Here is a 22,014-nt window from a genome sequence, read left to right as displayed (position 1 = left end):
AGCGTCTAGCGGTTGCTGTCAAACAGCATATTGGTTGGGGTGCCGATCGTATCTTGGCCAGCCGGGCTGGGTGCTGCTGCATCCCGTTTGGCTGCCGGCATCGGCGTGGGCGCATCCGGCGCGCTTGCCTTGGCGGGCTGAGGGACAGCCGCCGCGGGTGCCGCCACCGGAGCAGGCTTGCCCGCCTGTTCCGCCAACTTGCGCCGGCGCGACTCCAGCCCCGCCGCAATTTCATCCTGGTGATACCGCTTGGCGAAGTCGATCACGTCCATCTTCTGCTGGTTGCGCAGGTTCATGTCGGCGCCCTCGTCCAGCAGCAGCTTGACGGTCGTGATGTGCCCGCCCATGGCCGCCATCATCAGCGGCGTGGTCGCGTTGGGGCTTTCCGCATCGATATAGGCCGCGTGGTCCAGCAGGTATTTGACGATGTCGTCATACCCGTTGGTGGCGGCGTAATGCAGTGCGGTCCAGCCGGTCTTGTTGACCTCCACGTCGTACGTTTCCACCAGCAGCTTCACCATGGGAAGCAGGCCCTGGTAGGCGGCCATCATCAGCGCGTCTTCGCCGGCGGCGTTGGTGCGCTCGAAATCGATGTTCTTGGCGCGGATGAGCGCCTCGGCCACCTCAATGTTCTTGTCCTTGAGCGCGTCGACCAGCAGCGGCGTGCCATCGCGCGTATTCAGGTTCGGATCGACGCCCTGCGCGATGTACTTCTGCACCAGCGCCGGGCGGTTGTACTCGACGGCGTTGCGAAGATCGTCCTGCGGCGTGGCGAGCGCAGCGCCCGAGAACGCCATGGTCAGTGCGCCAGCAAGGGCGATCTTGTTCATCTGTTGTTTCAAGTTATCGCGGTATTGCATTGAATAAATTGAAAAAATTCTCGGTTGTGATACCGGCGATGCGCTCCAGCGGTTCGCCGCGCAGCGTGGCCAGGAATTCGCCCACGTGCCGCACGTATGCCGGCTCGTTGGTCTTGCCGCGGAACGGCACCGGCGCAAGGTACGGCGAGTCGGTCTCGATCAGCATGCGGTCCAGCGGCACTTTCTTGGCGGTTTCCTGCAGGTCCACCGCGTTCTTGAACGTCACGATGCCCGAGAAGGAGATATAGAACCCCAGGTCCAGCGCGGCCTTGGCCACATCCCAGGTCTCAGTAAAGCAATGCATGACGCCGCGTGCGGCCTCCGCGCCCTCTTCGCGCATGATGGCCAGCGTGTCCTCGGCCGACGAGCGGGTGTGGATCACCAGCGGCTTCCCGGTCTGCTTCGACGCGCGAATATGTGTGCGAAAGCGGTCGCGCTGCCATTCCATGTCGGCCACGGTGCGGTCGCCCAGACGGTAATAGTCGAGTCCGGTCTCGCCGATGCCGACCACGCGCGGGTGATCAGCAAGGGTCAGCAGACGCTCCAGCGTGGGCTCTTCAATGGATCTGCCTTCTTCAACATCCGCTTCGGCATCGGGGTGCACGCCCACGGTGGCGTACACGTTGGGCTCCTGCTCGGCAATCTCCAGCACGCTCGGAAAATCTTCCAGCGTGACGGAGATGCACAGCGCGTGGGTAACGCGGTTCTCGCGCATGTGCGTCAGCAGTTCAGGCAGGCGCGCGCGCAGGTCGGGAAAGTTGATGTGGCAGTGGGAATCGACAAACATCGAATAATCAGTAGGTTACGACGCAAACCTCTTGCGCTGCATCAGAAAAAATCAGAGGGTTTGCGTCGGGCGCTGCGAGTTGATCTGCTTACCGAGCAACTCTTCGATCACGCGGCGCAGCACGCGGCACTGCTCATCTTCGCCAAGGTGCACGCCAATGCCCGGCGTCTTGGCGGGCGTGCCCACCGGCGTGATCCAGGCCACCTTGCCGGCCACCTGATACTTCTGCGGGCGATCCAGCAGCGACAGCACGAGGAAGACTTCCTCGCCAATCCGGTAAGGACGTTGCGTGGGCACGAAGATACCGCCGTTCTTCAGGAACGGCATATACGCGGCGTGCAGGCCGGCTTCATCCTTGATGGCCAGCGAGACGATGCCCGGACGGGTCGGTGCGCCCGGAGCCGTGCCGGCCGCAGTGGGCGTGCCAGGGGTGACAGGAGTGCCAGGCGTACGAAGAGGTGCAGTGCTCACAGGGTGTCCAGAGAGTGCAAACGTTCAGGTGCGGGTTCGGGTTCAGACCGCCGGAAAGAGCTGCCGGTAATCCAGCAAAAGGCTTTCGATGACGAGCCTTGCCGCCAGCGGATGTTGCTCGGTGCGGCGCCGTTGCGGCAAAGCACGCGCAAAACGTTCCAGGCGGTCCAGCGGGATGGTGTTTGCGCAACGTTGCAACGCATCGCGCTGTGCCGGAAAGTAACGCGGGCGCCCCGCCAGCCGCGCCGCCATCAGGTCAAAGACCCACCGGTGCATGGTACTGAGAACGGCCGGGACCGACAATTTTTGTAAATGATCGGCCGTGGCCAGCGCGTCCAGCTTTGCGCCCTGGCCAAGCTGTTCGAGCAAAAATTGCAGTAGCGGGCGGTCCTCGGACTCGGCGGCGGCCAGCGCGGCCAGCGGCGCATTGCCGAACTCCGCCAGCAGGCTTTGCGCATGTGGCACGCCTTGTTGCTCCAGCCATTGGCGCGCGGCCTCGGGCTGCGGCGGCTGCAGCGGAAACTGCCTGCAGCGCGACAGGATGGTGGGCAGGATGCGGTCGATTCGATCCGTCACCAGCAGGAACACGGTGTTCTGCGGCGGCTCCTCCAGCGTTTTGAGCAGCGCGTTGGCGCCCTCAGTCTGCAATGCGTCGAGCGGATACAACACCACCACCCGCAACCCGGCCCGGTGCGTGCCGACGCCCACCGCCTCGATCAGGTTGCGGACCTGCTCCATGCGGATGATTTTGCTGGGTGCCTTTTTCTTGCCGTCAGCGTCTTTCTCGGTCTCGGGCGCATCTTCCATCGCTTCAGGGCGCACGAGGTGGAAATCCGGATGGTTGCCCTGCGCAAACCAGTTGCAGGCCGCGCACGTGCCGCAGGGCTGGCCGTCTGCGATGGGCGTATCGCACAACAGGCCTTGCGCGAAATGCATGGCGAAATCGCGCTTGCCGGTGCCTGCCTGGCCGTTGAGCAGAATCGCGTGCGGCAACTTGGCCCGCATGGCCTGCAGGCGGGACCAATCAGCGGATTGCCAGGGATAAAGCATCATGAATCAATGGGTTGCGTCAGATTGTTGATGCAAAAACTTGTCGTGAAACCATTATTTCCATATCCGAAATTGCCTGCAAAATCAGAGCGTTGCAAGCAGATTCTCTAAGTCTTTCTGGATATCGGCTCGCTCCCGGTTGGCGTTGAGCACGACAAATCGATCCGGCTCGGCTGCCGCACGGCGCAGGTATTCGGCGCGCGTGCGCAGGAAGAACTGTGCTGACTCGGCTTCGAACTTGTCTGGCGTACGGGCATCGGCCAAGCGCGCGGCTGCAATCTCGGGGGCCAGATCGAACAGGATGGTCTTGGTCGGCTGCAGGCCCTGCTGCACCCAGTGCTCCAACGCCTCCAGCCGGTCGATTGCCAAGCCCCTGCCCCCGCCCTGATAGGCGAACGTGGCGTCGGTAAAGCGGTCGGAAATGACCCAGTCGCCCGCCTCAAGCGCGGGCTGGATCACCTCGGCGATGTGCTCGCGGCGACTGGCGAACATCAGCAGCGCTTCGGTCTCCAGGTGCATGCGCTCGTGCAGCAGTACTTCGCGCAGTCGCTCGCCCAGCGGCGTACCGCCAGGCTCGCGGGTGACGACCACCTTTTTGCCCTGGAGAGCGAGCTTCGTCTGCAGTTGCTGGGCAAACCACGCGAGGTGCGTGCTCTTGCCCGCGCCGTCGATCCCTTCGAATGTGATGAACTTGCCGGTCATGGTTGGCCGCGCTGATATTTGTTGACGGCCCGGTTGTGGTCCGTCAGGTTGGTCGAAAACTGGCTGCTGCCGTCGCCGCGCGCCACGAAATACAGCGCGTCTGACGGTGCCGGGTTCAGCGCCGCCTGCAACGACGCCATGCCCGGCAGCGCGATCGGCGTAGGCGGCAGGCCGGTGCGCGTGTAGGTGTTGTAGGGCGTGTCGGTTTGCAAGTCCCGCTTGCGCAAATTGCCGTCAAAACCGGCACCAAGGCCATAGATGACCGTCGGGTCGGTCTGCAGCAGCATGTTCTTTCGCAGCCGGTTGACGAACACGGCGGCAATCATCGGCCGCTCCAGCTTCTGGCCGGTCTCCTTCTCGATGATGGACGCCATGGTCAGCGCCTCGTACGGCGTCTTGTAAGGCAGATCCAGCGAGCGTTTCGTCCAGGCGTCGTTCAGGCGCTTCTGCATCGCCTGGTAGGCGTGGCGGTAGAGCTCCACATCGCTGCTGCCGCGCGCAAAAAGATAGGTGTCTGGAAAGAACAGGCCTTCCGGGTTGGTTTCAGGCGCGCCGATCTTGCGCATCAGGTCTGCGTCAGACATGCCGGCCGTGTCGTGCTTGAGCGCAGGTTCTGCGTCAACCACCGCCCGCATCTGCCGCATCGACCAGCCCTCGATAACGGTAACGACGTAATGCGTGACCTCGCCGCGCGCCATCTTGTCGAGGATGGACATGGGCGTCGCGCCGGTTTCCAGCGCATAACCGCCGGCTTTGAGGCTCTTGGCGTTGCCCGTGGCGCGCGCCAGCACCGAAAACAACTGCGGCTGCACGCCGACGCCGGCATTGGCAAGCTGCTTGCCGACCGAGATCACGCTCGAGTTCGGCTTGATCACCACCTCCAGCGGCGAGGCCGATAGGCTCACCGGTTGCTGGGCCCACCACACCACACCGCCTGCTGCTGCCAGCACAATCAGGATCGCCAGCAGGATCAAGCGTTTGAGAAAAGAGAACATTCTGTTGCGAATCTGCGCGCGGAGCCGGCTGACCCCGGCGATTTCCGCACTCTTGAAATGGATAGATAGGGCACAAGCCGCCCTTTAGACAGCCCAATATAATACCGGTCAATCTAAGGCGGCCCCGCACACCATGAACGATGTCTTCCACGATTTTGTCGATACGCTGAGCTTTCCCCCGCTCGACGTGCAATTTGACGCCGCCACGCGCGGCAGCGTGCTCTGCGCACCGACCGATATTGCGCGCATCGCCGTCGAAGGCGCCGATGCGGCCGAGTTTCTGCATAACCAGCTCACCAACGCCGTTACAGGCCTTGGTTTGAATGAGGCGCGTCTGGCCGGCTATTGCTCGCCCAAGGGACGGCTGCTGGCCACGCTGCTGGTGTGGCGTCAAGCCGATACGATCGTGCTGCAGACAGACAAGGCGATCGCTCCGGCGCTGACCAAGCGCCTGTCGATGTTCGTGCTGCGCGCCAAGGCCAAGCTGCGCCCGATGGACGAGTTCATCGCCATCGGCGTCGCCGGGCCCGATGCGGCGCAAGCGCTGCGCGAGGCCGGTGCCGTGTTGCCTGAACCGGATACTGTCAATGCGGTGGCGCAGCAGCCTGCCACGGTGGGCCAGCAATTCGGTGCGGTCGTCCGCCTGCCGGATGCTGGCGGACGCCCCCGCTATCAATGGATGGTCCATGCCGAGCATTTCCAGGACGCCTGGAAGACGCTGTCGTCGCGCCTGTCGTTGGTCGGCACCGAGGTGTGGGACTGGCTGAGCCTGCAAGCAGGTGTGCCGCACATCACCCTGCCCACGCAGGAACAGTTCGTCCCGCAGATGGTCAACCTGGAATTGCTGGGCGGCGTCGATTTCCGCAAGGGCTGCTACCCGGGGCAGGAAATCGTGGCGCGCAGCCAGTATCGCGGCACGCTCAAGCGGCGCATGCAGCGCGCGCACGTGAATGCACCCACGTCGGCCGGTGCCGAGGTCTACAGCGCAACCGACCCGAACCAACCTTGTGGCATGGTGGTCAACGCAGCCATGGCGCCGGATGGCGGCACCGATCTGCTGGTCGAGTTGAAGCTGGACGCGCTCGACACCGTCATCCACCTCGCCACGCCGGACGGCCCAGTGCTGACGCTGCAAAACCTGCCGTACGTCATTCCCGTTTCAGAAAACGCCTGACACCGGACTCCACCATGGCCGATCACCTGTTCGTCTACTTCCGCATCGCCGAGCATGACGCCGCTGCTGCCTTGCCGCAGTGGCAGCGTTGGCTCGATACCGTGGAAGAAGCGACAGGCGTGGCAGGCGCCTTGATGCGCCGTCCCGAAACACGCGACGGCCAGGCCACGTGGATGGAATCCTACGACGACGTCCCGCCCGCCTTTGCAGCCACGCTGGCGGCCCTGTGGGAAACCGGCGGCCCGCGTGAATTCGTCGCGGGTGAACGCCATGCAGAGCTGTTTGTCGATCTAGAAAACAGCTGACGGTGCCTTGCCGCAATCGTCATCGCAAAAATTCGGCAGGCTGCTATGCTTGGCCGAAGCCCGCGCAACACAGGTCGTCACATTGACCATTGGCCGTTCGTTGCGCGGCATGTTCAAAGGAAGTGCTCATGTGTTTGATTCTCACGGCCTGGCACGCCCACCCCGACTACGCGCTGGTGGTGGCCGCCAACCGGGACGAATTCTATGACCGCCCTGCAGCGCCGCTGGCGTGGTGGAGCGACGCGCCCAACGTGCTGGCTGGGCGTGACATGGCCCAGGTGGTCGGTCACGCAGGTACGTGGATGGGCATGACGCGCGATGGCCGCTTTGCCGCGCTGACGAACTACCGCGCGCCGTCCGAGCGCCGGCCCGATGCGCGCTCGCGCGGGGAACTTGTCTCGAATTTCCTGACGGCGGACGATATGTCGGTGCCCGCCTATCTCGATAGCCTCACCGCTCGCGACCGCGCATACAACGGCTACAACCTGCTCACCGCCACACGCGACGAACTCTGGTGGACGAGCAACCGCGCCGAAGCACCGCGCAAGCTCGCGCCCGGCCTGTATGGCCTGTCCAACGCATTGCTCGATACGCCGTGGTTCAAGGTGCGGCACCGCATGGCCGCCTTTGCCGAGGCCCTGGCCGCAGATACGGGCCGGCACGGAAATGCGCTGGATGTGGCGCGCTATCTCGATCTGCTGTCGGAAACGCGTGAAGCGCCGACCGCCTCCTTGCCCGCCACGGGCGTGGCGCCCGAATGGGAGAAGCTGCTCTCTGCCGCCTTCATCCGCTCGCCGCGCTATGGCACGCGCGCCAGCACGATCGTGCGTATCCGCCACGATGGCTGCTTTGACGTGACCGAGCGCCGCTTCGACGCGCAAGGCCAGATTGGTGAGACGCGCTACCTCGGCGTGCTCGATACCGTCACGCACGCCGATACGTAAGCGGCGCGCCGCTCAGGCCGCTTCCTGCTTCGCGCTCGCGGCCTGGTCCATTTCCATTTCGGTGACGGCGCCGCCGCCCGGGCGCAATGCAGAATGTTCGCGCTTGGACTGCACCAGCGGATAGAACATCTGCGCCGTCCACCGCTCGGCGCCGAACAGCACGTCATCCTGCAAGCCAATCTTCGCGGGATATTTGCGCGTGATATGCGCCGTGCCAAACAGCACATCCCAGAAAAACAGCAGGTTGCCGAAATTGCCCTTGTAGTGGCCGATGCCATCGGCGTTTGTGAGCGCGTGATGCGCCCAGTGCGTGGCGGGCGTGGAAATCGTCCGCTCGATCACCCACATCAACGGACGCAGCGCGCGGATGCGATACAGCGGTGCATCCCACGGCCAGGCGCAATGTGCGCCAACAATGACGGCCAGCTTGACCACCAGGTACGCCGCATACACCGGCCCAAAGCCCAGGTACACCGCCACACCACCAATCCACAGCCCCGGCATCATCAGGTAGTAGAAAAAGTTGTTGCGGTACGTAATGCGCACGCTCATGTACGACGCGCTGTGATGCGCGCGGTGCAACGGCCACAGCAGCGGCGTGTGCGAAGCGCGGTGCCAGAGGTATTGCGTGAGGTCGTCACCGATGAGCAGCAACCCGGTCATCGCCCACCAGGGCAGATCCGCCCACGCGTTGTGCTGCGCCGGAATGAGCCACTTGCAGAGGGCGTTGCTCCCCAGCAGCGCGATCGGCTGCGTGACAGCGACTAGGCTGATAAACATCAGCACCTCGAGCCAGGCATCGTTGGCGGTCGCGCGGCCGCGCACGTTGGCCTGGTAGCGCCGTGTCACGAACTCCATGACGGCAAATCCCAGGATGCAGGCGACGATCAGCGCGTGCTCCATGTGCGAACTCATTGGTGTCTCCTCGCTTTTGTTGTGCAGACAAGCCTAGGAGTTCGCCATCAATGCGTCCAATGCATAATGAACATTTATTTGATGCACAGAACGCAACGCCATGGATTTGCGCCGCCTGAGTCACGTCGTAGCCCTTGCCGATACGCTGCACTTCGCGCGTGCCGCGCAAGCGGTGCATCTGAGCCAGCCCGCATTCAGCCGGAGCATCCAGGCGATTGAAGACGATCTCGGCATCCGCCTGTTCGATCGCGAAACCGGTGACGTGCGCCCCACGCCCGCCGGCGAATTCGTCATCGAACGCGCGCGGCGCCTGCTGTTCGAGGCGCGCTGCCTGCAACGCGACGTTGATCTGTATCGCGACAGCCAGCTCGGCGACACGGCCTTCGGTGTGGGGCCGCTGCTGACGGCAACGCTTATGCCCCGGGCACTCCAGGAACTGCGGCAGCAGCACCCGCAAGTCGCCCTGCGCATGGAGGTCGGCAATTGGGTGCAATTGCTGGAGAGCCTGCGTAGCGAGAACATCGAATTCTTCGCCGCCGACGTGCGCGACATGCCGAAAGACGCCGCGCTCGATATCCAATTGATTGGAGGCCAGCCCCCTCACCTGTACGCGCGCGCTGGCCACCCGCTAGCAGGGCACACGCACACGCTGCGTGAGGTCTGGGAATACGGCATTGCCGTACCGAAGCTCCTCAGCCCATCCAAGGTGGAGCTGGCGATGCTGCTTGGCCTGCCAGCCGGTCAGGAGGCCAGCATCGCGCTGGAGTGCGACAACTACGGCGTATTGAAGACGGTGGCGCTCACGACGGACACCGTGCTGGGTGCTACGGACGCAGCAGTGCAGGACGAGTTGGAAACCGGTGCGCTGGTGCGGCTTGCGGTGAAGGGTTGGCTATCGCCGCCATCCACGACGGGAATCGTGCGGCTGCACGGCAGAACCGCGTCGCCGGCAGCGCAGGTGGCCATCGCAGCCATTGCGAGGGCCGCCCAGGACATCAACGTGTAAGCACGCGGCGCATGGTCCGGTGCGGAATGCCGGCCTCTTCAAACTCTTCGCCCTCGGCCGTAAAGCCCGCACGTACATAGAACGGCATGGCGTGGGTTTGCGCGTTCAGGATCAGCTCGGGGTAACCCAGCGACTGCGCCTTGTCGATCAGGGCCTCCAGCACGCGCGCCCCAACGCCCGTGCCCCGCGCCTCCTTGCGCACCGCCATCCGGCCGATATGGCCGTCGGGCAGCAGGCGGCCCGTGGCGACAGCGCGCCCAGCCGTGTCATGCGCCAGCGCGTGCCAGCACTGGTCATCCCACGCGTCCCACTCCAGTTCAACGGGCACGCCTTGTTCGGTGACAAACACGTCGTAGCGGATGGCGCGGGCTTCTTCGCGCACGGCGTCCCAGCGGTCGACTTCAATGCCGGCAAGCGGGCGGACAGATTCAGGGGCAGTCATGCTCAGTTCTCACACTTCAGGCTTCAGAACTTCAAAGTTCAGGATGCGTTCGCGCAGCGTATCGGGAATCGGCGCGGAGGTCTGCGTGGCAGGGTCGGCACACACATAGATGACCTCGCCGGTGACGAGATGCTCGTCTGCGCGATACATCTCGATGATAAAGCGCATGCTGGAGCGGCCCAGACGCGCCACACGGCAGCGCAGGTCCAGCTCGTCGTCAAAGCGCGCGGAGGCATGATATTCGAGCGTGGATTTGACCACGTAGAAATCCACGCCAAAGGTGTCGACCACATCCACCGGATACCGCACGCCGATGCTGCGCCAGTATTCGGTGATGCACACATCGGCGTACAGCAGGTAGTGGCCATTGAAGACGATGCTCTGCGCATCGACTTCGGCCCAGCGTACGCGCAGCGGCGTGCTGTGGCGGAAATCCTCGATCGCCATGTGGTCTCCTCTTGTGCTCGGGTTATGGGGATTCGGTCTCAGTGCCGAAGGCGCGGCGTAGCGCATTGGCGGCGTCGCGGTGCGCATCTTCCACAGCCGGCACGAAGCGCCCCATCTTGAAGAAGTCGTGAATCATGCCTTCGTACAGTTTCAGCTTGACCGGGACCTCGGCTGCGCGCAGCTTGTTGGCGTAGCCGATGCCGGCATCGCGGATCGGGTCGAAGCCAGCCACGGCAATCCACGCGGGGCACACGCCGGTTACGTCTGCGCCGTGGCCACCGGCGTCCAGCGGGGCGAACCGCCAGTCGTCGCGGTCGGCGTCGGTCCGCAGGTATTGCGAAAAAAACCAGTGGATCATTTCCTGCGTGAGCAAATAGCCCTCGGCAAACTTGCGGTGCGACGGTGTGGATTCACGCGCGGTGGTGCCGGGGTAGATCAGCAGTTGCAGCACCGGTGCCAAACCGCGATTGCGTGCCTCAATGGCACTGACCGCGGCAAGCGTCCCGCCCGCGCTGTCGCCGCCGAAAGCGATGCGGGCTGGGTCGGCGCCGATGGTGGCGGCCTCATCGAACACCCACTGCAGCACGTCGAACGCGTCGTTCGCTGCGGTTGGAAATTTCCACTCGGGCCCAAGCCGGTAATCTACCGACAACACCATCGCGCCCGATTTGGCCGCCAGCGACCGGCAAAGCTGGTCGTGCGTCTTGATGCTGCCCACGGTAAAACCGCCGCCGTGGAAATACACCAGCAGCGGCAATGGATCTGCCCAGCTGGCTTCGCGCGCCGCGTATGTGCGAATGGGGATGACATGGCCATCGCGCGCCGTTACCGTCAGGTCGTGCACGGCTTCCAGCGGGATGACCGGGATGTCGACAATGGGGCTGCTCTTTTCGTAGGCGATCTTGGCGTCGGCTGGGTCAAGTGCATTCAGCGGCGGACGCTTGGCACGCGCAACCAGATCGAGTAACTGGGCGACGTGCGAGTCGAGAGACGGGTGCTGCATGAGGGCGAGAACTGAACGATCGTTCTAATTTGGCTATCATCGGAGTATCCATTGAACCACGCCCGCACGACAAGACGGGCGACACCGACAATCACCATCCGGAGACAGCATGGCCCTCATCTTCTACCTCACCCACGTTCACCTCGGCTTTGGCACCGTCAACGAACTGAAAAGCGAATGCGCACGCGTGGGCATCCGACGGCCGATGATCGTGACCGACAAAGGCGTGGCCGCCGCCGGACTTGCACAGCGCGCGATTGACGCCACGGGCGGCCTGCCCGTCACCGTGTTCGACGAGACGCCTTCCAACCCGACCGAGGCGATGGTGCTGAAGGCCACCGCGCAATACAAAGACGCCGGTTGCGACGGGCTGATCGCCATCGGCGGTGGTTCGTCGATCGATTTGGCCAAGGGGATTGCGATTGCAGCCACGCACCCCGAGCCGCTCACCACCTACGCGACCATCGAGGGCGGCAGCACGAAGATCACCGAAGCGGCGGCGCCGTTGATTGCGATCCCCACCACGGCCGGTACCGGCAGCGAGGTGGCGCGTGGCGCGATCATCATTCTGGAAGACGGCCGCAAGCTTGGCTTCCACTCGTGGCACCTGCTGCCCAAGTCAGCCATCTGCGATGCGGAACTGACGCTGGGTCTGCCGCCCGCGTTGACGGCCGCCACCGGCATGGATGCGATTGCGCATTGCATCGAGACCTTTCTCGCACCCGCGTTCAACCCGCCAGCGGACGGCATTGCGCTGGATGGCCTCGAACGTGCGTGGGCCAACATCGAACGTGCCACGCGCGATGGTGCCGACCGCGATGCGCGGCTGAACATGATGAGCGCGTCGATGCAGGGCGCGATGGCGTTCCAGAAGGGGCTGGGGTGCGTGCATTCGTTATCGCACCCGCTGGGCGGCGTAAAGGTCGATGGCAAGACAGGGCTGCATCACGGCACGCTCAACGCGGTGGTGCTGCCGGCGGTGTTGCGCTTCAACGAGACGGCCGAGACGGTGGTGCGAGACAACCGGTATGCGCGCATGCGCCGCGTGATGAATCTGCCGGCCGGCGCGGACCTCGCCCAGGCGGTGCATGACCTGACGGCGCGCCTTGGCCTGCCGACCGGCCTACGCCAGATGGGCGTGCCGGAAGATGCGCTGGAACACGTGGTGGAAGGCGCCTTGCTCGACCACTGCCACAAGACCAACCCGCGCATCGCCACGGCCGACGACTACCGCCGCATGCTGGCGGAGTCGATGTAACTAACTCAGGCGCTCAGGAAACGAACGACCGGATCAGCGCGGTAATGCGCTCCGGTTGTTCGTGCACGACCCAGTGCGTGCCGTCGGGAATCCGCTCCAGGCGCATGTCGGGAATGAAGCGTTCCAGCCCATTGAGCAGGCTTTTCGGCAGTGCCATGTCCATCTCGCCCCAGATCACGAGCGTGGGCACCTTCGCGACAAACGCCTCGGGTGGCATCTGGTCAATGCGCAACGGCGCAACGCCCTCGGTAGGCGGATGCAACGGTGAGGCGCGGTAGTAGTTCACGCCGCCGGTCAGGCCGTGGGAACCGCCCTCGCCCGGCTGGCTCCAGGCGGCGTGATAGCGCGCTCGCACCTCGGGCGTGAACCATTCCGCCACCGGCTGCCCCATGCCGTGAAAGAAACCTTCGAGCTTTTCAAAGTCATTGGCGGCCAGCGCGTCTTCCGAACCCGGCTGGCGCAGCCAGTTCATATACGCCGATGAAGCCTGCTGCGCCGGATCGCTGAGCAGCGCATTCGCAAACACCCACGGATGCGGCGAATTGACGATCACCAGTCGCTCGACCAATTCCGGATGTTGGATGGCAAGGTTCCAGCAGATGGCCCCGCCCCAGTCGTGCGCCACCACGATGGCACGCTCGTAGCCCAGCGCCGTGATGAACTGCGTCAGATCCTGCACCAGGAACTTCGGACGATACGCATCCACCGCCGCCGGCTTGCTCGACAGGTTGTAGCCGCGCATGTCGGGCGCAACGGCAAAGTGCGTGTCGCCAAACGCAGCAAGCTGCGCTTCCCACTCGTACCAGAACTCCGGAAACCCGTGAACGAACAGCATCAGCGGGGCGCCACGCTTGCCGGCGCTGGCGTAATGCAGCCGCGTGCCGTTAGGCAGATCGGTGAATTGCGATTCCGTGATAGCGGCGGCGGTAGCAGTGTTCATGGCGATTCCGGAGTCATGGAAATGTGTGGTTACCCGCGCAGCGCATCGACCAGGCGCGCACGCACGTCCGGCTTGCCTTCAAACGGATCAGACGGATTGCGCTGCGAGATGATGTCTTCAAAGCGATGCTGCACAGGCGCCAGCGCATGCGGGTGCGAGTAGATGTAGAAGCCGGCGTTGCGGATCGCGTCAAAGGTCATCTGGCCGACTTGCTCGGCGGTGACCTTGCCGGAACTGACGGCCTTCTCCGACATGGCCCGCGAAACCAACTGCGACTTGGTGGGCGGCGCCGTGTTGGCCAAATCCTGCGGCCGGTTGCGGTCAGACTGCGTAATACCGGTCGGCACGAAGTACGGGCACAGTACCGAGCAATGGATCTGCTCGGTCACCAGGCTCAAGTCCTGATACAGCGATTCGGACAGCGCCACCACTGCGTGCTTGGACACGTTATAGATGCCCATGGCCGGCGCATTCAGCAGCCCCGCCATCGAGGCCGTATTGACAATATGGCCCTCGTACGAGGGATCTTTCTTGGCGGCTTCCAGCATCAGCGGCGTGAAGATGCGTACACCGTGAATGACGCCGTGCAAGTTCACGCCGAGCACCCAATCCCAGTCGCGCTCGGTGTTTTCCCAGATGAGACCACCGGCGCCCACGCCGGCGTTGTTGAACAGCAGGTTCACTTTGCCGAACGCCTTGATGGCCGCATCGGCCAGCGCCTGCACATCTTCCACCTTCGACACGTCGACGCGCAGGCCAATCACTTCCACGCCCTGCGCCGAGAATTCGGCCACGGCGGCATCCAGCGCATCCTGCTGGATATCGGCCAGCACCAGCTTCATGCCCAAACTGGCGCCGATCTTGGCGAACTCCTTGCCGAAACCCGACGCACCGCCCGTGATGACGGCCACACCGCCTGCGAATTGCTTCATACGTGTCTCACTGATGTCGTTGTAATAGGAAAGGCGATCGAGATGGCGCAGCCGTATCAGCCTGCCGCCTCAACCTTGCGCACGGCGTAACCCACGCGCGGAAAATGCACCACCACTTGGCCGACGCGCGGGTCTTCGCGCAGCACGCCGACGCTGTCGCGTGTGGAGACCACGAGGTCCCCTTCGACGGGATCAACGCCGTAATCAACCGCGGCCACCGTCACGCGCGTGCCCTTGGGCAAGCCGTGGCTGTCGTCGAAGGTGGCGTTCGCTTCAGTCAGCGCGCGTGGTGTGGCGGCCTTGGCAATATCCAACGCTTCGGCAGGCGTCATCGGTTGCGCTTGCGAGTGACCGAATGCCGCGACGCGATGCATCCATGCGACGACTTCGGGGTGCGCATCGAGAATGCCCGCCACCGCCGTCGCGCGGCGGATGAACCACAGGCAGTGGTAGACGGAAAAATCGGCCACGGTCGGCTGCTCGCCAAACAGGAAGATGCGTTCGCCTGTCGCAAACTGCCGCTCCAACTGAGCAAGGAACACCTGCAGCGTGGAGGTGGCTTCCGGCAGCGGCGTGCGCAAGCCGGTGCCGCCCACACGCATTGCTTTGCGGTCTTCCACGAAGGCTTTGACGAAGGCTTCCGGCGCGTCGCCGAACAGGCTCTGGAAGCCCGCCGGCTGCGTCACGAAAGTGGCGGTGGCCCAGAACAGCGTCGTATCGGCCCACTGCGCCATCGAAAACACCGCTGCGGCATGGTCTGCGGGATACAGCGTCGGGGCGGGATGAATCGACTCCAGCACCTGCGCGATCAGCGCGGTATCGCAATAGATGTCCGCGCCGATCTGCAGGAACGGCGTGCGCCGGTAGCCGCCGGTGAGCGGCATCACGTCCGGCTTGGGCAGGATCACGGGCACCGTGACGGACTTCCACGGCTGGTCCTTGTAGCCAAGGATCAAGCGCACCTTCTCTGAAAACGGCGAGGTGGCGTAGTGATGCAGGATCAAGTCCGTCATGCGTGCTCCAGAAATTTGTAATGCCGATCAGTCGAGCAGATCGGGTTGTTCTTTGACGATGCGCGCATATAGCGGCTGGAACTGGAACCACCCCGCCTGCGCCGATCCGACGATGGAATACGCCTGACGGGCAGCGGCATCGGAAATCGTGCGCGGTGCGTCGCCGGTGCGCGCCGCAGCGGCTTCGGCCAGCAACTGCACCTGGCAGGAGCGCTCCATCGTGATGAACCACCACGCTGCTTCATCGACCGTCTTGCCGACCGTCAGCAGGCCGTGGTTCTGCAGGATCGCAGCCTTGTTGTCACCCAGGGCCTCTGCAATGCGCTGGCCTTCGTCCAGTTCGACCACCACGCCGCCGAAATCGTCGTACAGGGCATGGTCGCCATAGAAAGCGCACACGTCTTGCGTGAGCGGATCGAGCTTGCGGCCGAGCGTCGACCACGCGCGACCGTATGTGCTGTGCGAGTGCGCAGCGGCCACCGCATCGGGCCGCGCCTGATGCACCCGCGAGTGAATCGCAAACGCGGCGGCGTTGACGGGGTAATCGCCTTCCACCACGTTGCCATGGTGATCGCAGCGGATGAGGTTCGACACCGTCACCTGGCTGAAATGCACACCGAAGGGGTTCACCCAGAAGCTGTCCTGGTGTTCCGGATCGCGCGCCGTGATGTGCCCGGCCACGCCTTCGTCGAAGCCGAATTTGGAGAACAGGCGGAACGCTGCAGCCAGACGCTGTTTGCGGTGCAGGCGCTCTTCTTCAACCGTGGCGAATTGCGGCGGGCGCGGCAGGTTGCGGTAGCGGGCTGCGGCCTCGGGGCTGAGGTTGGCCGTCATGCTGTCGGGCCGCTTGGCCTGTGCGGTTTCAGGTGCGTTCATGGTGTCTCCTTCACGCGTTCGTTGTGGGTGGGCCATTCTGTGGCGGCCCTCGCCCGGCGGACTGTCAAGCGATTGACAGTCCGCGTGCGGCTCTACTCAAACGAGCTTGACGAGTTGCTTGCCGAAGTTCTTGCCCTTGAGCAGGCCCATGAACGCTTCCGGTGCGCTCGCCAAGCCCTCTGCCACGCTCTCGCGGAACTTCAGCTTGCCCTGCGCCACGAAACCGCCCAGCTCGCGCAGTGCTTCCGGCCACACGTCCATGTGTTCGGAGACAATGAAGCCCTCGATGGTCAGGCGCGACACCAGGATCAATTGCGGGTTCTGCAGCGGCAGCGGCTGGCCGTCATAGCCGGCAATCATGCCGCACATGGCGATGCGGCCGAATGCGTTCATGCGCGACAGCACGGCATCCAGGATCGAGCCACCCACGTTCTCGAAATACGAGTCGATGCCATCGGGCGTCGCCTCTTTGAGCATCTTGTACAGCTCCTTCGGGTCCTTGGCGGCCTTGTAGTCGATGCAGGCATCAAAGCCCAGTTCGTTGACCACGTAGTCGCACTTGTCCTTGCCGCCGGCAAAGCCCACGGCGCGGCAGCCCTTGAGCTTGGCAAGCTGCCCCACCACGCTGCCCACCGCGCCGGAAGCAGCACTCACCGCCACGGTCTGGCCGGGCTTGGGCAGCATGATCTTGTTCAGGCCATACCACGCCGTCACGCCCGGCATACCGACCGAACCGAGATACGCCGACAGCGGAATGTGGCGCGTATCAACCTTCTGGATGCCACGGCCGTCAGACACGCCAACCTCTTGCCAGCCGAACATGCCGACGACGTTGTCGCCCACGGCAAACGACGGGTTCTTGGACGCTTCCACCACGCCAACGGTGCCGCCGATCATCACTTCGTCTAGCGGCTGCGGCTGCGCATACGACTTGCTGTCGTTCATGCGGCCGCGCATGTACGGATCGAGCGACAGGAAATGGTTGCGCACCAGCACCTGGCCGTCCTGCAGTTCCGGAATCTCCACCGTCTCCAGGCGGAAGTTGTCGGGTGTCACGGCCCCTTGCGGGCGCGAAGCCAGAACGATGCGCTGATAGGTCTTCGACATGAAAAAACGCTCCTGAATATCGGATATCGGTGTTGGGTCGAGGTGTTACTTGTGTTGCATGAAGTACTCGGCCAGCGCCGCATACGCGCGGTGCGTGACCGGATCATTGGCCGCATTGGCGGCGATCGGGTGCGAGGCATAGCGCACGATCGTCATCTGGGCCACCGGATCAATATAGATGCGCTGGCCATGGATGCCGCGCGCTTCGAACGTGTGGTGGTCGTTGCTCGAAACCCACCACATGTTGCGATACGAATAGCCGGGCAGCGTCGTGTAGCCTGCCTTGGCAAATTTGGCCGGGTCGCCCCCGCGGCGGATGTCTTCGATCACGCTCTTGGGCAGGATCTGCTTGCCGTTAAAGCGGCCGTCGTTGCGAATCATCTCGCCAAAGCGCGCCAGATCGCGCAGCGTAGTGTTCAGGCCGCCGCCGCCCGATTCCGTACCGATGCTGTCGACCGAGAAGTACGCGTCATCCTGTGCACCCATCGGTTGCCAGATACGCTCGGACAGCAGCGCCGCCAGCGACTTGTTCGACGCGCGGCGTACGATCCACGCCAGCGTTTCAGCGTTGACGGTCTTGTACGAGAACTCCGCGTCGTGCTCGCCTTCCTTGCGCAGCGTCGTCAGGTAGTCGTAGAAATTGTCGGGGCCCTTGTAGCCTGCCGGGCGCGGCAGCATGCCGCCGGCGCGGGCGTAGGCCCAGACATCGGCGTTCGGGTCGGCATAGTTTTCGGAGTAATGCACACCCACGGTCATATCCATGACCTGGCGCACGGTGGCGTCGCCGTAGGCGGTGTCCTTCAGTTCCGGCACGTACTGCGTAACGGGCGCGGCCGGATCGAGCTTGCCGTCGGCCACCAGCATGGCGGCCAGTGTGCCGACAAACGATTTCGTGACCGACATGGCAATGTGCTGCGTGTGCGCATCGAGCGAGCCAAAGTAGCGCTCGTAGACCACCTTGCCCTTGTGCATGACGAGGATGCCGTCGGTGTAGGTCAGCTTGAGCGCTTCGGCAAACGTGCGGCGCGTGCCGTTCGGATCCGTAAACAGCACGCCGCTGATGTCACGCTCGGCGCGGGGGAGCTTGCTGACGGGGCCATCGCCGCGCCATATCACGCGCGTCGGCACGAACTCACGCACGTGGCTGTAGCCGTAGCGCGTGCGCGGGAACATATTGCCCGCCAGGTCAAAACGGATGATGCGATCAGGTGGCGGCGGGAAGCCTTGCATCCAGCCCATCTTGTTCGGATCAGATTCGTCGGCCGTGAGCGGCTTCTGCATCGGCGGATTGGGCGCCGGCGGCGGCTGCACGGCGGTCGATGCACTGGCAGCCGGTGCGTCGGCCGGCGCGGGGTTGGAGGCGCATCCTTCCAGGGTCATGGTCAGTCCGGTGCAGCAAAGCAGAGTAATGGCAAGGGCATACGCCGTGCGCCGCGCAGGTTGTTGCATGCTTGTCTCCGTGGTTGCTCTTCTTGTGTGTCGGACGCTGTCCGATGTGCAACTGGGTACTGCAACTGCCGTGTGGTCTGGTCAGCCGTCGGCGCCGGGTTCTGGGGTGCGCGGCGGCGGCATACGCTTGACGAACTTGAACGTGCCCGAGCCGCGAGCGACCAGCTTGTCATCGGCATCACGCACCTCGCCCTCGCAGAACGCCATGGTGGTGGACTGATGCACGCAACGCGCGCTGGCCTTGAGCGTGCCGCGCCCGGGCTGCATGAACGCCGTCTTCATCTCGATCGTCACCACGCCGCGGCCGTGCACGTCGGCCGAGCGGCCGGCCATGGCCATGGCGACGTCGAGCATCGTCATGGTCACGCCGCCGTGGGCCATTTCCCAGCTGTTCATGTGCTGCGCTTCGAGGGCAAGCTCGACCACGCCCTCGCCATCGGCCACCTTCAGGCAGCGCATGCCGAGAAGCTTCAGGAAAGGGATGTCGATCGGAAAACCGTTGTTGTCTGCGTTCATGCTGCGTCAGAAAGAGTGAGAAGCAGCCGAAATTAGACCACGCTCACGCCGCCGTCGACGGCGAGGATCTGGCCAGTGATGTGCTTGGAGGCATCCGACGCAAACAACGCAGCCACACCCTTGAGGTCTTCGTCGTCGCCGATGCGATGCAGCGGCGAGCGCTCGGCCAGCTTGTCCACACCGAGCTTTTCCAGCGAGCCGCGCGTCATCTTCGACGGGAAGAAGCCCGGCGCAATGGCGTTGACGGTGATGTTGTGCTCGCCCCACTCACCGGCCAGCGCGCGCGTGAAATTGACCACCGCGCCCTTGCTTGTGTTGTAGGCAATCGTGTCCAGCGAGCCCGGCGGATTGCCCTTCAGGCCCGCAATCGACGCCACATTGACGATCTTTCCGTACTTGCGCGGGATCATCGAACGCTTGCCGATCTGCTGCGTGAGCAGGAACAGGCCGCGGATGTTCAGGTTCATCACCTTGTCCCAGGCTTCGACCGGGTGGTCTTCCGCCGGCGAGCCCCACGTTGCGCCCGCGTTGTTGACGAGAATGTCGATGTGGCCGAGCTTGGCCAGCGCCTCGTCGGCCAGGCGCTGAATGTCGGCTTCGATGGCGCCGTCAGCGGCAATCCAGTCGGCTTCGATGCCGAGCGACTTCAGATGTGCCTGCGCTTCCTTCAGTTCATCGGCCTTGCGGGCAGATAGAACGATGCGCGCGCCCTGCTCGCCTAGCGCTTCGGCAATCTGCAGGCCGAGCCCGCGTGAGCCGCCGGTGATGAGCGCCGTCTTGCCGGAAAGATCAAACAGATGCTTGAGCGTACCCATGGTGTCTCCAGTGTCGTTATCGTCGTTAGAACCAGGCGTCCTGCATGTCCAGCGTTGTGGTGTCGAGCGAGCCCAGCAGCACGATCTGCGGGTCGATCTTCGGCAGTTCCCACTGGAAGAAGTAGCGCGCGGCCTGCAGCTTGCCGCGATAGAAATCTGCATCGTCGCCCTGCGCCGCCGGCAATGCCTTGGCGGCGGCCAGCGCCTGCTCCAGCCAGATCCACGCAACCACGACATGGCCGAAGGCTTCTAGATAGACGGAGGCATTTGCCAGCGTCACGCGCGGGTCGCCAGCGGCCCACAGTGTTTGCGTGACCTTGGCCAATTTCTGCGTGGCCATGCCGAGCGCGCGGCCATAGCCGACCAGCGTTTCATCGTCGGTTTCCAGCGCACGGCCGACGGTGCCCTGCACGCGCTCACCCAGCGCGGCGAAGGCGGCGCCATCCTGCATCACGACCTTGCGGCCCAGCAGGTCCAGCCCCTGGATGCCGTGCGTGCCCTCGTGAATCGGGTTCAGGCGGTTGTCGCGGTAGAACTGTTCGACGTTGTATTCGCGCGTGTAGCCGTAACCGCCGTGCACCTGGATCGCCAAGCTGTTGGCCTCGAGGCACCACTGCGACGGCCAGCTCTTCGCAATCGGCGTGAGGATGTCGAGCAGCAGACCGAGCTTTGCGCGCTTGGCCGCATCGGTTTCGCCACGCTCTTCATCGACGAGCTTGGCGCAATACAGGTTCAGGCCCAGCGCGCCTTCTACATACGCCTTCTGCGCCAGCAGCATGCGACGCACATCAGCATGATCGACGATACGGATTTGCGGAGACGCCGCATCCTTGCCAGACGGCCCGACCGGGCGACCTTGAGGGCGATTGCGCGCGTAGTCCACCGCGTGCAGATAACCCGTGTAACCAAGCATCGTTGCGCCCATGCCGACGCCGATGCGCGCCTCGTTCATCATGTGGAACATGCAGGCAAGGCCCTTGTGCGGCTCGCCGACGAGGTAACCGATGGCACCGGCGCGCGGCTGGCCGTCTGCACCTTTCGGGCGGAACTGCGTACCTTCGCCGAAGTTCAGCAGGCAGTTGGTCGTGCCGCGATAGCCCATCTTGTGGTTCAGCCCTGCCAGCACCACGTCATTCCGCTCGCCGAGCGAGCCATCGGCATTGACAAGGAACTTCGGCACGATGAAGAGCGAAATGCCCTTCACGCCGGGAATCAGCTTGCCGTCCGGGCCGGGTATCTTCGCCAGCACGAGGTGGACGATGTTCTCCGACAGCTCGTGTTCACCGGCGGAGATCCACATCTTGTTGCCGGTCAAGCGGTATTGCGCGCCAAGAGGCGACTCGCCTTCGTATTCGGCTCGCGTGACGACGTCCGACAGCGACGAGCCCGCCTGCGGCTCCGACAAGCACATCGTGCCGTAGAAGCGGCCTTCCATCTCAGGCTGCACGAACGTCTCGATCTGCGCGGGCGTGCCGTGCGCGAGCAGCAGATTCGCGTTGCCGATCGTGAGGAACGGGTATGAACTGGTACCGACGTTGGCGGCCTTGAAATAACCGAAGCCGGCTTTCTCGACCACGGTGGGCAGTTGCATGCCGCCGCGCTCAAAGTCTTGCCCGGCAGCCATCAGGCCGGCCTTGTTAAAGGCATCCAGCGCTGCCTTGACCTCGGGAATGATGTGGACCTTGTTGCCGTCGAAGTGCGGTTCTTCCTGATCGTTTTTCTTGTTGTGCGGGGCGAAGAGGTCCGTTGCGATGCGCTCGCAGGTGTCGAGTGCGGCGTCGAACGTTTCACGGGAGTGATCAGCGTAACGGGGAATGCTTGTGAGTGACTCGACGTTGAGCCATTCATAGAGCAGGAAGCTGAGGTCGCGGCGGGATAGCAGTTTCGAGGACATGATGTTGGTGGTGCATCCTGTGTTTCGTGCCCTGCCGGGCCCGACTCACTTTTCTTTGTCTTGCCAAAGAAAAGTAAGCAAAAGAAAGGCGCGCCCGAGATGGCGAAGGATTC

General features: G+C 63.7%; 24 protein-coding genes. 5 read left to right on the top strand and 19 right to left on the bottom strand.

Annotated elements, in window-relative coordinates; genetic code table 11:
• Nucleotides 1-5: 5 nt before the first annotated feature.
• The 6 genes from BG83_RS0104895 to mltG form a co-directional block, all read right to left on the bottom strand.
• Entirely contained in the window at nucleotides 6-860 is an 855-nt protein-coding gene (locus tag BG83_RS0104895) for an ankyrin repeat domain-containing protein (protein WP_024975668.1), read from the bottom strand.
• The gene (locus tag BG83_RS0104890; RefSeq protein ID WP_024975667.1) at nucleotides 844-1,647 is read right to left on the bottom strand and encodes a TatD family hydrolase; all 804 of its coding nucleotides are present in this window, start codon (nucleotides 1,645-1,647) and stop codon (nucleotides 844-846) included. The genes BG83_RS0104895 and BG83_RS0104890 overlap by 17 nt, the downstream gene beginning before the upstream one ends.
• A 51-nt stretch (nucleotides 1,648-1,698) precedes the next feature.
• Nucleotides 1,699-2,118: a PilZ domain-containing protein gene (locus BG83_RS0104885; RefSeq protein WP_024975666.1), complete on the bottom strand. Its 420-nt coding sequence runs from the start codon at nucleotides 2,116-2,118 to the stop codon at nucleotides 1,699-1,701.
• Between the two features lie 42 nt (nucleotides 2,119-2,160).
• A complete protein-coding gene (locus BG83_RS0104880; protein WP_024975665.1) occupies nucleotides 2,161-3,171 on the bottom strand; it encodes a DNA polymerase III subunit delta' in 1,011 nt (336 codons plus the stop codon).
• Between the two features lie 81 nt (nucleotides 3,172-3,252).
• The gene (gene tmk / locus BG83_RS0104875) at nucleotides 3,253-3,870 is read right to left on the bottom strand and encodes a dTMP kinase (RefSeq protein WP_024975664.1); all 618 of its coding nucleotides are present in this window, start codon (nucleotides 3,868-3,870) and stop codon (nucleotides 3,253-3,255) included.
• Complete coding sequence (mltG, locus tag BG83_RS0104870; protein WP_024975663.1) at nucleotides 3,867-4,865, bottom strand: endolytic transglycosylase MltG; 999 nt, start codon at nucleotides 4,863-4,865, stop codon at nucleotides 3,867-3,869. Before mltG ends, tmk begins: the two co-directional genes overlap by 4 nt.
• A gap of 133 nt (nucleotides 4,866-4,998) precedes the next feature.
• Between mltG and BG83_RS0104865 the strand changes: the two genes are divergently transcribed.
• The 3 genes from BG83_RS0104865 (at nucleotide 4,999) to BG83_RS0104855 (ending at nucleotide 7,288) form a co-directional block, all read left to right on the top strand.
• Nucleotides 4,999-6,039, top strand: a complete 1,041-nt coding sequence (locus tag BG83_RS0104865) for a YgfZ/GcvT domain-containing protein (protein WP_024975662.1) — start codon at nucleotides 4,999-5,001, stop codon at nucleotides 6,037-6,039.
• Between the two features lie 14 nt (nucleotides 6,040-6,053).
• Entirely contained in the window at nucleotides 6,054-6,344 is a 291-nt protein-coding gene (locus BG83_RS0104860) for a DUF4936 family protein (RefSeq protein WP_024975661.1), read from the top strand.
• Nucleotides 6,345-6,472: 128 nt separating this feature from the next.
• Complete coding sequence (locus tag BG83_RS0104855) at nucleotides 6,473-7,288, top strand: NRDE family protein (RefSeq protein WP_024975660.1); 816 nt, start codon at nucleotides 6,473-6,475, stop codon at nucleotides 7,286-7,288.
• Between the two features lie 12 nt (nucleotides 7,289-7,300).
• Here the strand turns inward: BG83_RS0104855 and BG83_RS0104850 are convergent, their stop codons facing one another.
• A complete protein-coding gene (locus tag BG83_RS0104850) occupies nucleotides 7,301-8,203 on the bottom strand; it encodes a sterol desaturase family protein (protein ID WP_024975659.1) in 903 nt (300 codons plus the stop codon).
• A 100-nt stretch (nucleotides 8,204-8,303) separates the two neighbouring features.
• Here BG83_RS0104850 and BG83_RS0104845 point away from each other — a divergent pair, with 100 nt between their 5' ends.
• Nucleotides 8,304-9,209, top strand: coding sequence for a LysR family transcriptional regulator (locus BG83_RS0104845; protein ID WP_024975658.1), 906 nt, complete (start codon nucleotides 8,304-8,306; stop codon nucleotides 9,207-9,209).
• Here the strand turns inward: BG83_RS0104845 and BG83_RS0104840 are convergent.
• From BG83_RS0104840 to BG83_RS0104830, 3 genes are read right to left on the bottom strand one after another with little or no spacing between them, the layout of a single operon-like run.
• Nucleotides 9,199-9,651: a GNAT family N-acetyltransferase gene (locus tag BG83_RS0104840; RefSeq protein ID WP_024975657.1), complete on the bottom strand. Its 453-nt coding sequence runs from the start codon at nucleotides 9,649-9,651 to the stop codon at nucleotides 9,199-9,201. The genes BG83_RS0104845 and BG83_RS0104840 overlap by 11 nt on opposite strands.
• Nucleotides 9,652-9,660: 9 nt before the next feature.
• On the bottom strand, nucleotides 9,661-10,098 hold the full coding sequence (locus BG83_RS0104835; protein WP_024975656.1) for an acyl-CoA thioesterase: 438 nt from the start codon (nucleotides 10,096-10,098) through the stop codon (nucleotides 9,661-9,663).
• 22 nt (nucleotides 10,099-10,120) lie between these two features.
• Nucleotides 10,121-11,101 carry an alpha/beta hydrolase gene (locus BG83_RS0104830; RefSeq protein ID WP_024975655.1) on the bottom strand — a complete coding sequence of 327 codons (981 nt, stop codon included), beginning with the start codon at nucleotides 11,099-11,101 and terminating at the stop codon, nucleotides 10,121-10,123.
• Between the two features lie 109 nt (nucleotides 11,102-11,210).
• Between BG83_RS0104830 and BG83_RS0104825 the strand changes: the two genes are divergently transcribed.
• Entirely contained in the window at nucleotides 11,211-12,359 is a 1,149-nt protein-coding gene (locus tag BG83_RS0104825; protein WP_024975654.1) for an iron-containing alcohol dehydrogenase, read from the top strand.
• 13 nt (nucleotides 12,360-12,372) lie between these two features.
• Here the strand turns inward: BG83_RS0104825 and BG83_RS0104820 are convergent, their stop codons facing one another.
• The 9 genes from BG83_RS0104820 to BG83_RS0104780 form a co-directional block, all read right to left on the bottom strand.
• Complete coding sequence (locus tag BG83_RS0104820) at nucleotides 12,373-13,299, bottom strand: alpha/beta fold hydrolase (protein WP_024975653.1); 927 nt, start codon at nucleotides 13,297-13,299, stop codon at nucleotides 12,373-12,375.
• A gap of 29 nt (nucleotides 13,300-13,328) precedes the next feature.
• Nucleotides 13,329-14,231, bottom strand: a complete 903-nt coding sequence (locus BG83_RS0104815; RefSeq protein ID WP_024975652.1) for an SDR family oxidoreductase — start codon at nucleotides 14,229-14,231, stop codon at nucleotides 13,329-13,331.
• 56 nt (nucleotides 14,232-14,287) lie between these two features.
• The gene (locus tag BG83_RS0104810; RefSeq protein WP_024975651.1) at nucleotides 14,288-15,244 is read right to left on the bottom strand and encodes a glutathione S-transferase family protein; all 957 of its coding nucleotides are present in this window, start codon (nucleotides 15,242-15,244) and stop codon (nucleotides 14,288-14,290) included.
• A 27-nt stretch (nucleotides 15,245-15,271) separates the two neighbouring features.
• Nucleotides 15,272-16,120, bottom strand: a complete 849-nt coding sequence (locus BG83_RS0104805) for a class II aldolase/adducin family protein (RefSeq protein WP_024975650.1) — start codon at nucleotides 16,118-16,120, stop codon at nucleotides 15,272-15,274.
• Between the two features lie 96 nt (nucleotides 16,121-16,216).
• Complete coding sequence (locus BG83_RS0104800; RefSeq protein ID WP_024975649.1) at nucleotides 16,217-17,227, bottom strand: NADP-dependent oxidoreductase; 1,011 nt, start codon at nucleotides 17,225-17,227, stop codon at nucleotides 16,217-16,219.
• 45 nt (nucleotides 17,228-17,272) lie between these two features.
• Entirely contained in the window at nucleotides 17,273-18,676 is a 1,404-nt protein-coding gene (locus BG83_RS0104795; RefSeq protein ID WP_024975648.1) for a serine hydrolase domain-containing protein, read from the bottom strand.
• An 81-nt stretch (nucleotides 18,677-18,757) separates the two neighbouring features.
• Nucleotides 18,758-19,192, bottom strand: coding sequence for a PaaI family thioesterase (locus tag BG83_RS0104790; RefSeq protein ID WP_012762007.1), 435 nt, complete (start codon nucleotides 19,190-19,192; stop codon nucleotides 18,758-18,760).
• Nucleotides 19,193-19,224: 32 nt separating this feature from the next.
• Complete coding sequence (locus tag BG83_RS0104785; protein WP_024975647.1) at nucleotides 19,225-20,007, bottom strand: SDR family oxidoreductase; 783 nt, start codon at nucleotides 20,005-20,007, stop codon at nucleotides 19,225-19,227.
• A gap of 25 nt (nucleotides 20,008-20,032) precedes the next feature.
• Nucleotides 20,033-21,901 (bottom strand): acyl-CoA dehydrogenase, encoded by a 1,869-nt coding sequence (locus BG83_RS0104780; RefSeq protein ID WP_024975646.1) that lies wholly within the window; start codon nucleotides 21,899-21,901, stop codon nucleotides 20,033-20,035.
• Between the last annotated feature and the right edge of the window lie 113 nt (nucleotides 21,902-22,014).

This window comes from Ralstonia pickettii (assembly GCF_000607165.1).
Classification (GTDB): domain Bacteria; phylum Pseudomonadota; class Gammaproteobacteria; order Burkholderiales; family Burkholderiaceae; genus Ralstonia; species Ralstonia holmesii.
This window is presented reverse-complemented; position numbering and strand designations above follow the sequence as displayed.

Bases quoted from the DNA above. Each gene is read 5' to 3' on its own strand.
- BG83_RS0104810 (WP_024975651.1), bottom strand. From the start codon at position 15,244: ATGACGGACTTGATCCTGCATCACTACGCCACCTCGCCGTTTTCAGAG.
- BG83_RS0104895 (WP_024975668.1), bottom strand. From the start codon at position 860: ATGCAATACCGCGATAACTTGAAACAACAGATGAACAAGATCGCCCTT.
- BG83_RS0104805 (WP_024975650.1), bottom strand. From the start codon at position 16,120: ATGAACGCACCTGAAACCGCACAGGCCAAGCGGCCCGACAGCATGACG.
- BG83_RS0104780 (WP_024975646.1), bottom strand. From the start codon at position 21,901: ATGTCCTCGAAACTGCTATCCCGCCGCGACCTCAGCTTCCTGCTCTAT.
- BG83_RS0104855 (WP_024975660.1), top strand. From the start codon at position 6,473: ATGTGTTTGATTCTCACGGCCTGGCACGCCCACCCCGACTACGCGCTG.
- BG83_RS0104825 (WP_024975654.1), top strand. From the start codon at position 11,211: ATGGCCCTCATCTTCTACCTCACCCACGTTCACCTCGGCTTTGGCACC.
- BG83_RS0104845 (WP_024975658.1), top strand. From the start codon at position 8,304: ATGGATTTGCGCCGCCTGAGTCACGTCGTAGCCCTTGCCGATACGCTG.
- BG83_RS0104785 (WP_024975647.1), bottom strand. From the start codon at position 20,007: ATGGGTACGCTCAAGCATCTGTTTGATCTTTCCGGCAAGACGGCGCTC.
- tmk (WP_024975664.1), bottom strand. From the start codon at position 3,870: ATGACCGGCAAGTTCATCACATTCGAAGGGATCGACGGCGCGGGCAAG.
- BG83_RS0104820 (WP_024975653.1), bottom strand. From the start codon at position 13,299: ATGAACACTGCTACCGCCGCCGCTATCACGGAATCGCAATTCACCGAT.
- BG83_RS0104800 (WP_024975649.1), bottom strand. From the start codon at position 17,227: ATGTCGAAGACCTATCAGCGCATCGTTCTGGCTTCGCGCCCGCAAGGG.
- BG83_RS0104790 (WP_012762007.1), bottom strand. From the start codon at position 19,192: ATGAACGCAGACAACAACGGTTTTCCGATCGACATCCCTTTCCTGAAG.
- BG83_RS0104850 (WP_024975659.1), bottom strand. From the start codon at position 8,203: ATGAGTTCGCACATGGAGCACGCGCTGATCGTCGCCTGCATCCTGGGA.
- BG83_RS0104835 (WP_024975656.1), bottom strand. From the start codon at position 10,098: ATGGCGATCGAGGATTTCCGCCACAGCACGCCGCTGCGCGTACGCTGG.
- BG83_RS0104830 (WP_024975655.1), bottom strand. From the start codon at position 11,101: ATGCAGCACCCGTCTCTCGACTCGCACGTCGCCCAGTTACTCGATCTG.
- BG83_RS0104795 (WP_024975648.1), bottom strand. From the start codon at position 18,676: ATGCAACAACCTGCGCGGCGCACGGCGTATGCCCTTGCCATTACTCTG.
- BG83_RS0104815 (WP_024975652.1), bottom strand. From the start codon at position 14,231: ATGAAGCAATTCGCAGGCGGTGTGGCCGTCATCACGGGCGGTGCGTCG.
- BG83_RS0104840 (WP_024975657.1), bottom strand. From the start codon at position 9,651: ATGACTGCCCCTGAATCTGTCCGCCCGCTTGCCGGCATTGAAGTCGAC.
- BG83_RS0104865 (WP_024975662.1), top strand. From the start codon at position 4,999: ATGAACGATGTCTTCCACGATTTTGTCGATACGCTGAGCTTTCCCCCG.
- mltG (WP_024975663.1), bottom strand. From the start codon at position 4,865: ATGTTCTCTTTTCTCAAACGCTTGATCCTGCTGGCGATCCTGATTGTG.
- BG83_RS0104890 (WP_024975667.1), bottom strand. From the start codon at position 1,647: ATGTTTGTCGATTCCCACTGCCACATCAACTTTCCCGACCTGCGCGCG.
- BG83_RS0104860 (WP_024975661.1), top strand. From the start codon at position 6,054: ATGGCCGATCACCTGTTCGTCTACTTCCGCATCGCCGAGCATGACGCC.
- BG83_RS0104880 (WP_024975665.1), bottom strand. From the start codon at position 3,171: ATGATGCTTTATCCCTGGCAATCCGCTGATTGGTCCCGCCTGCAGGCC.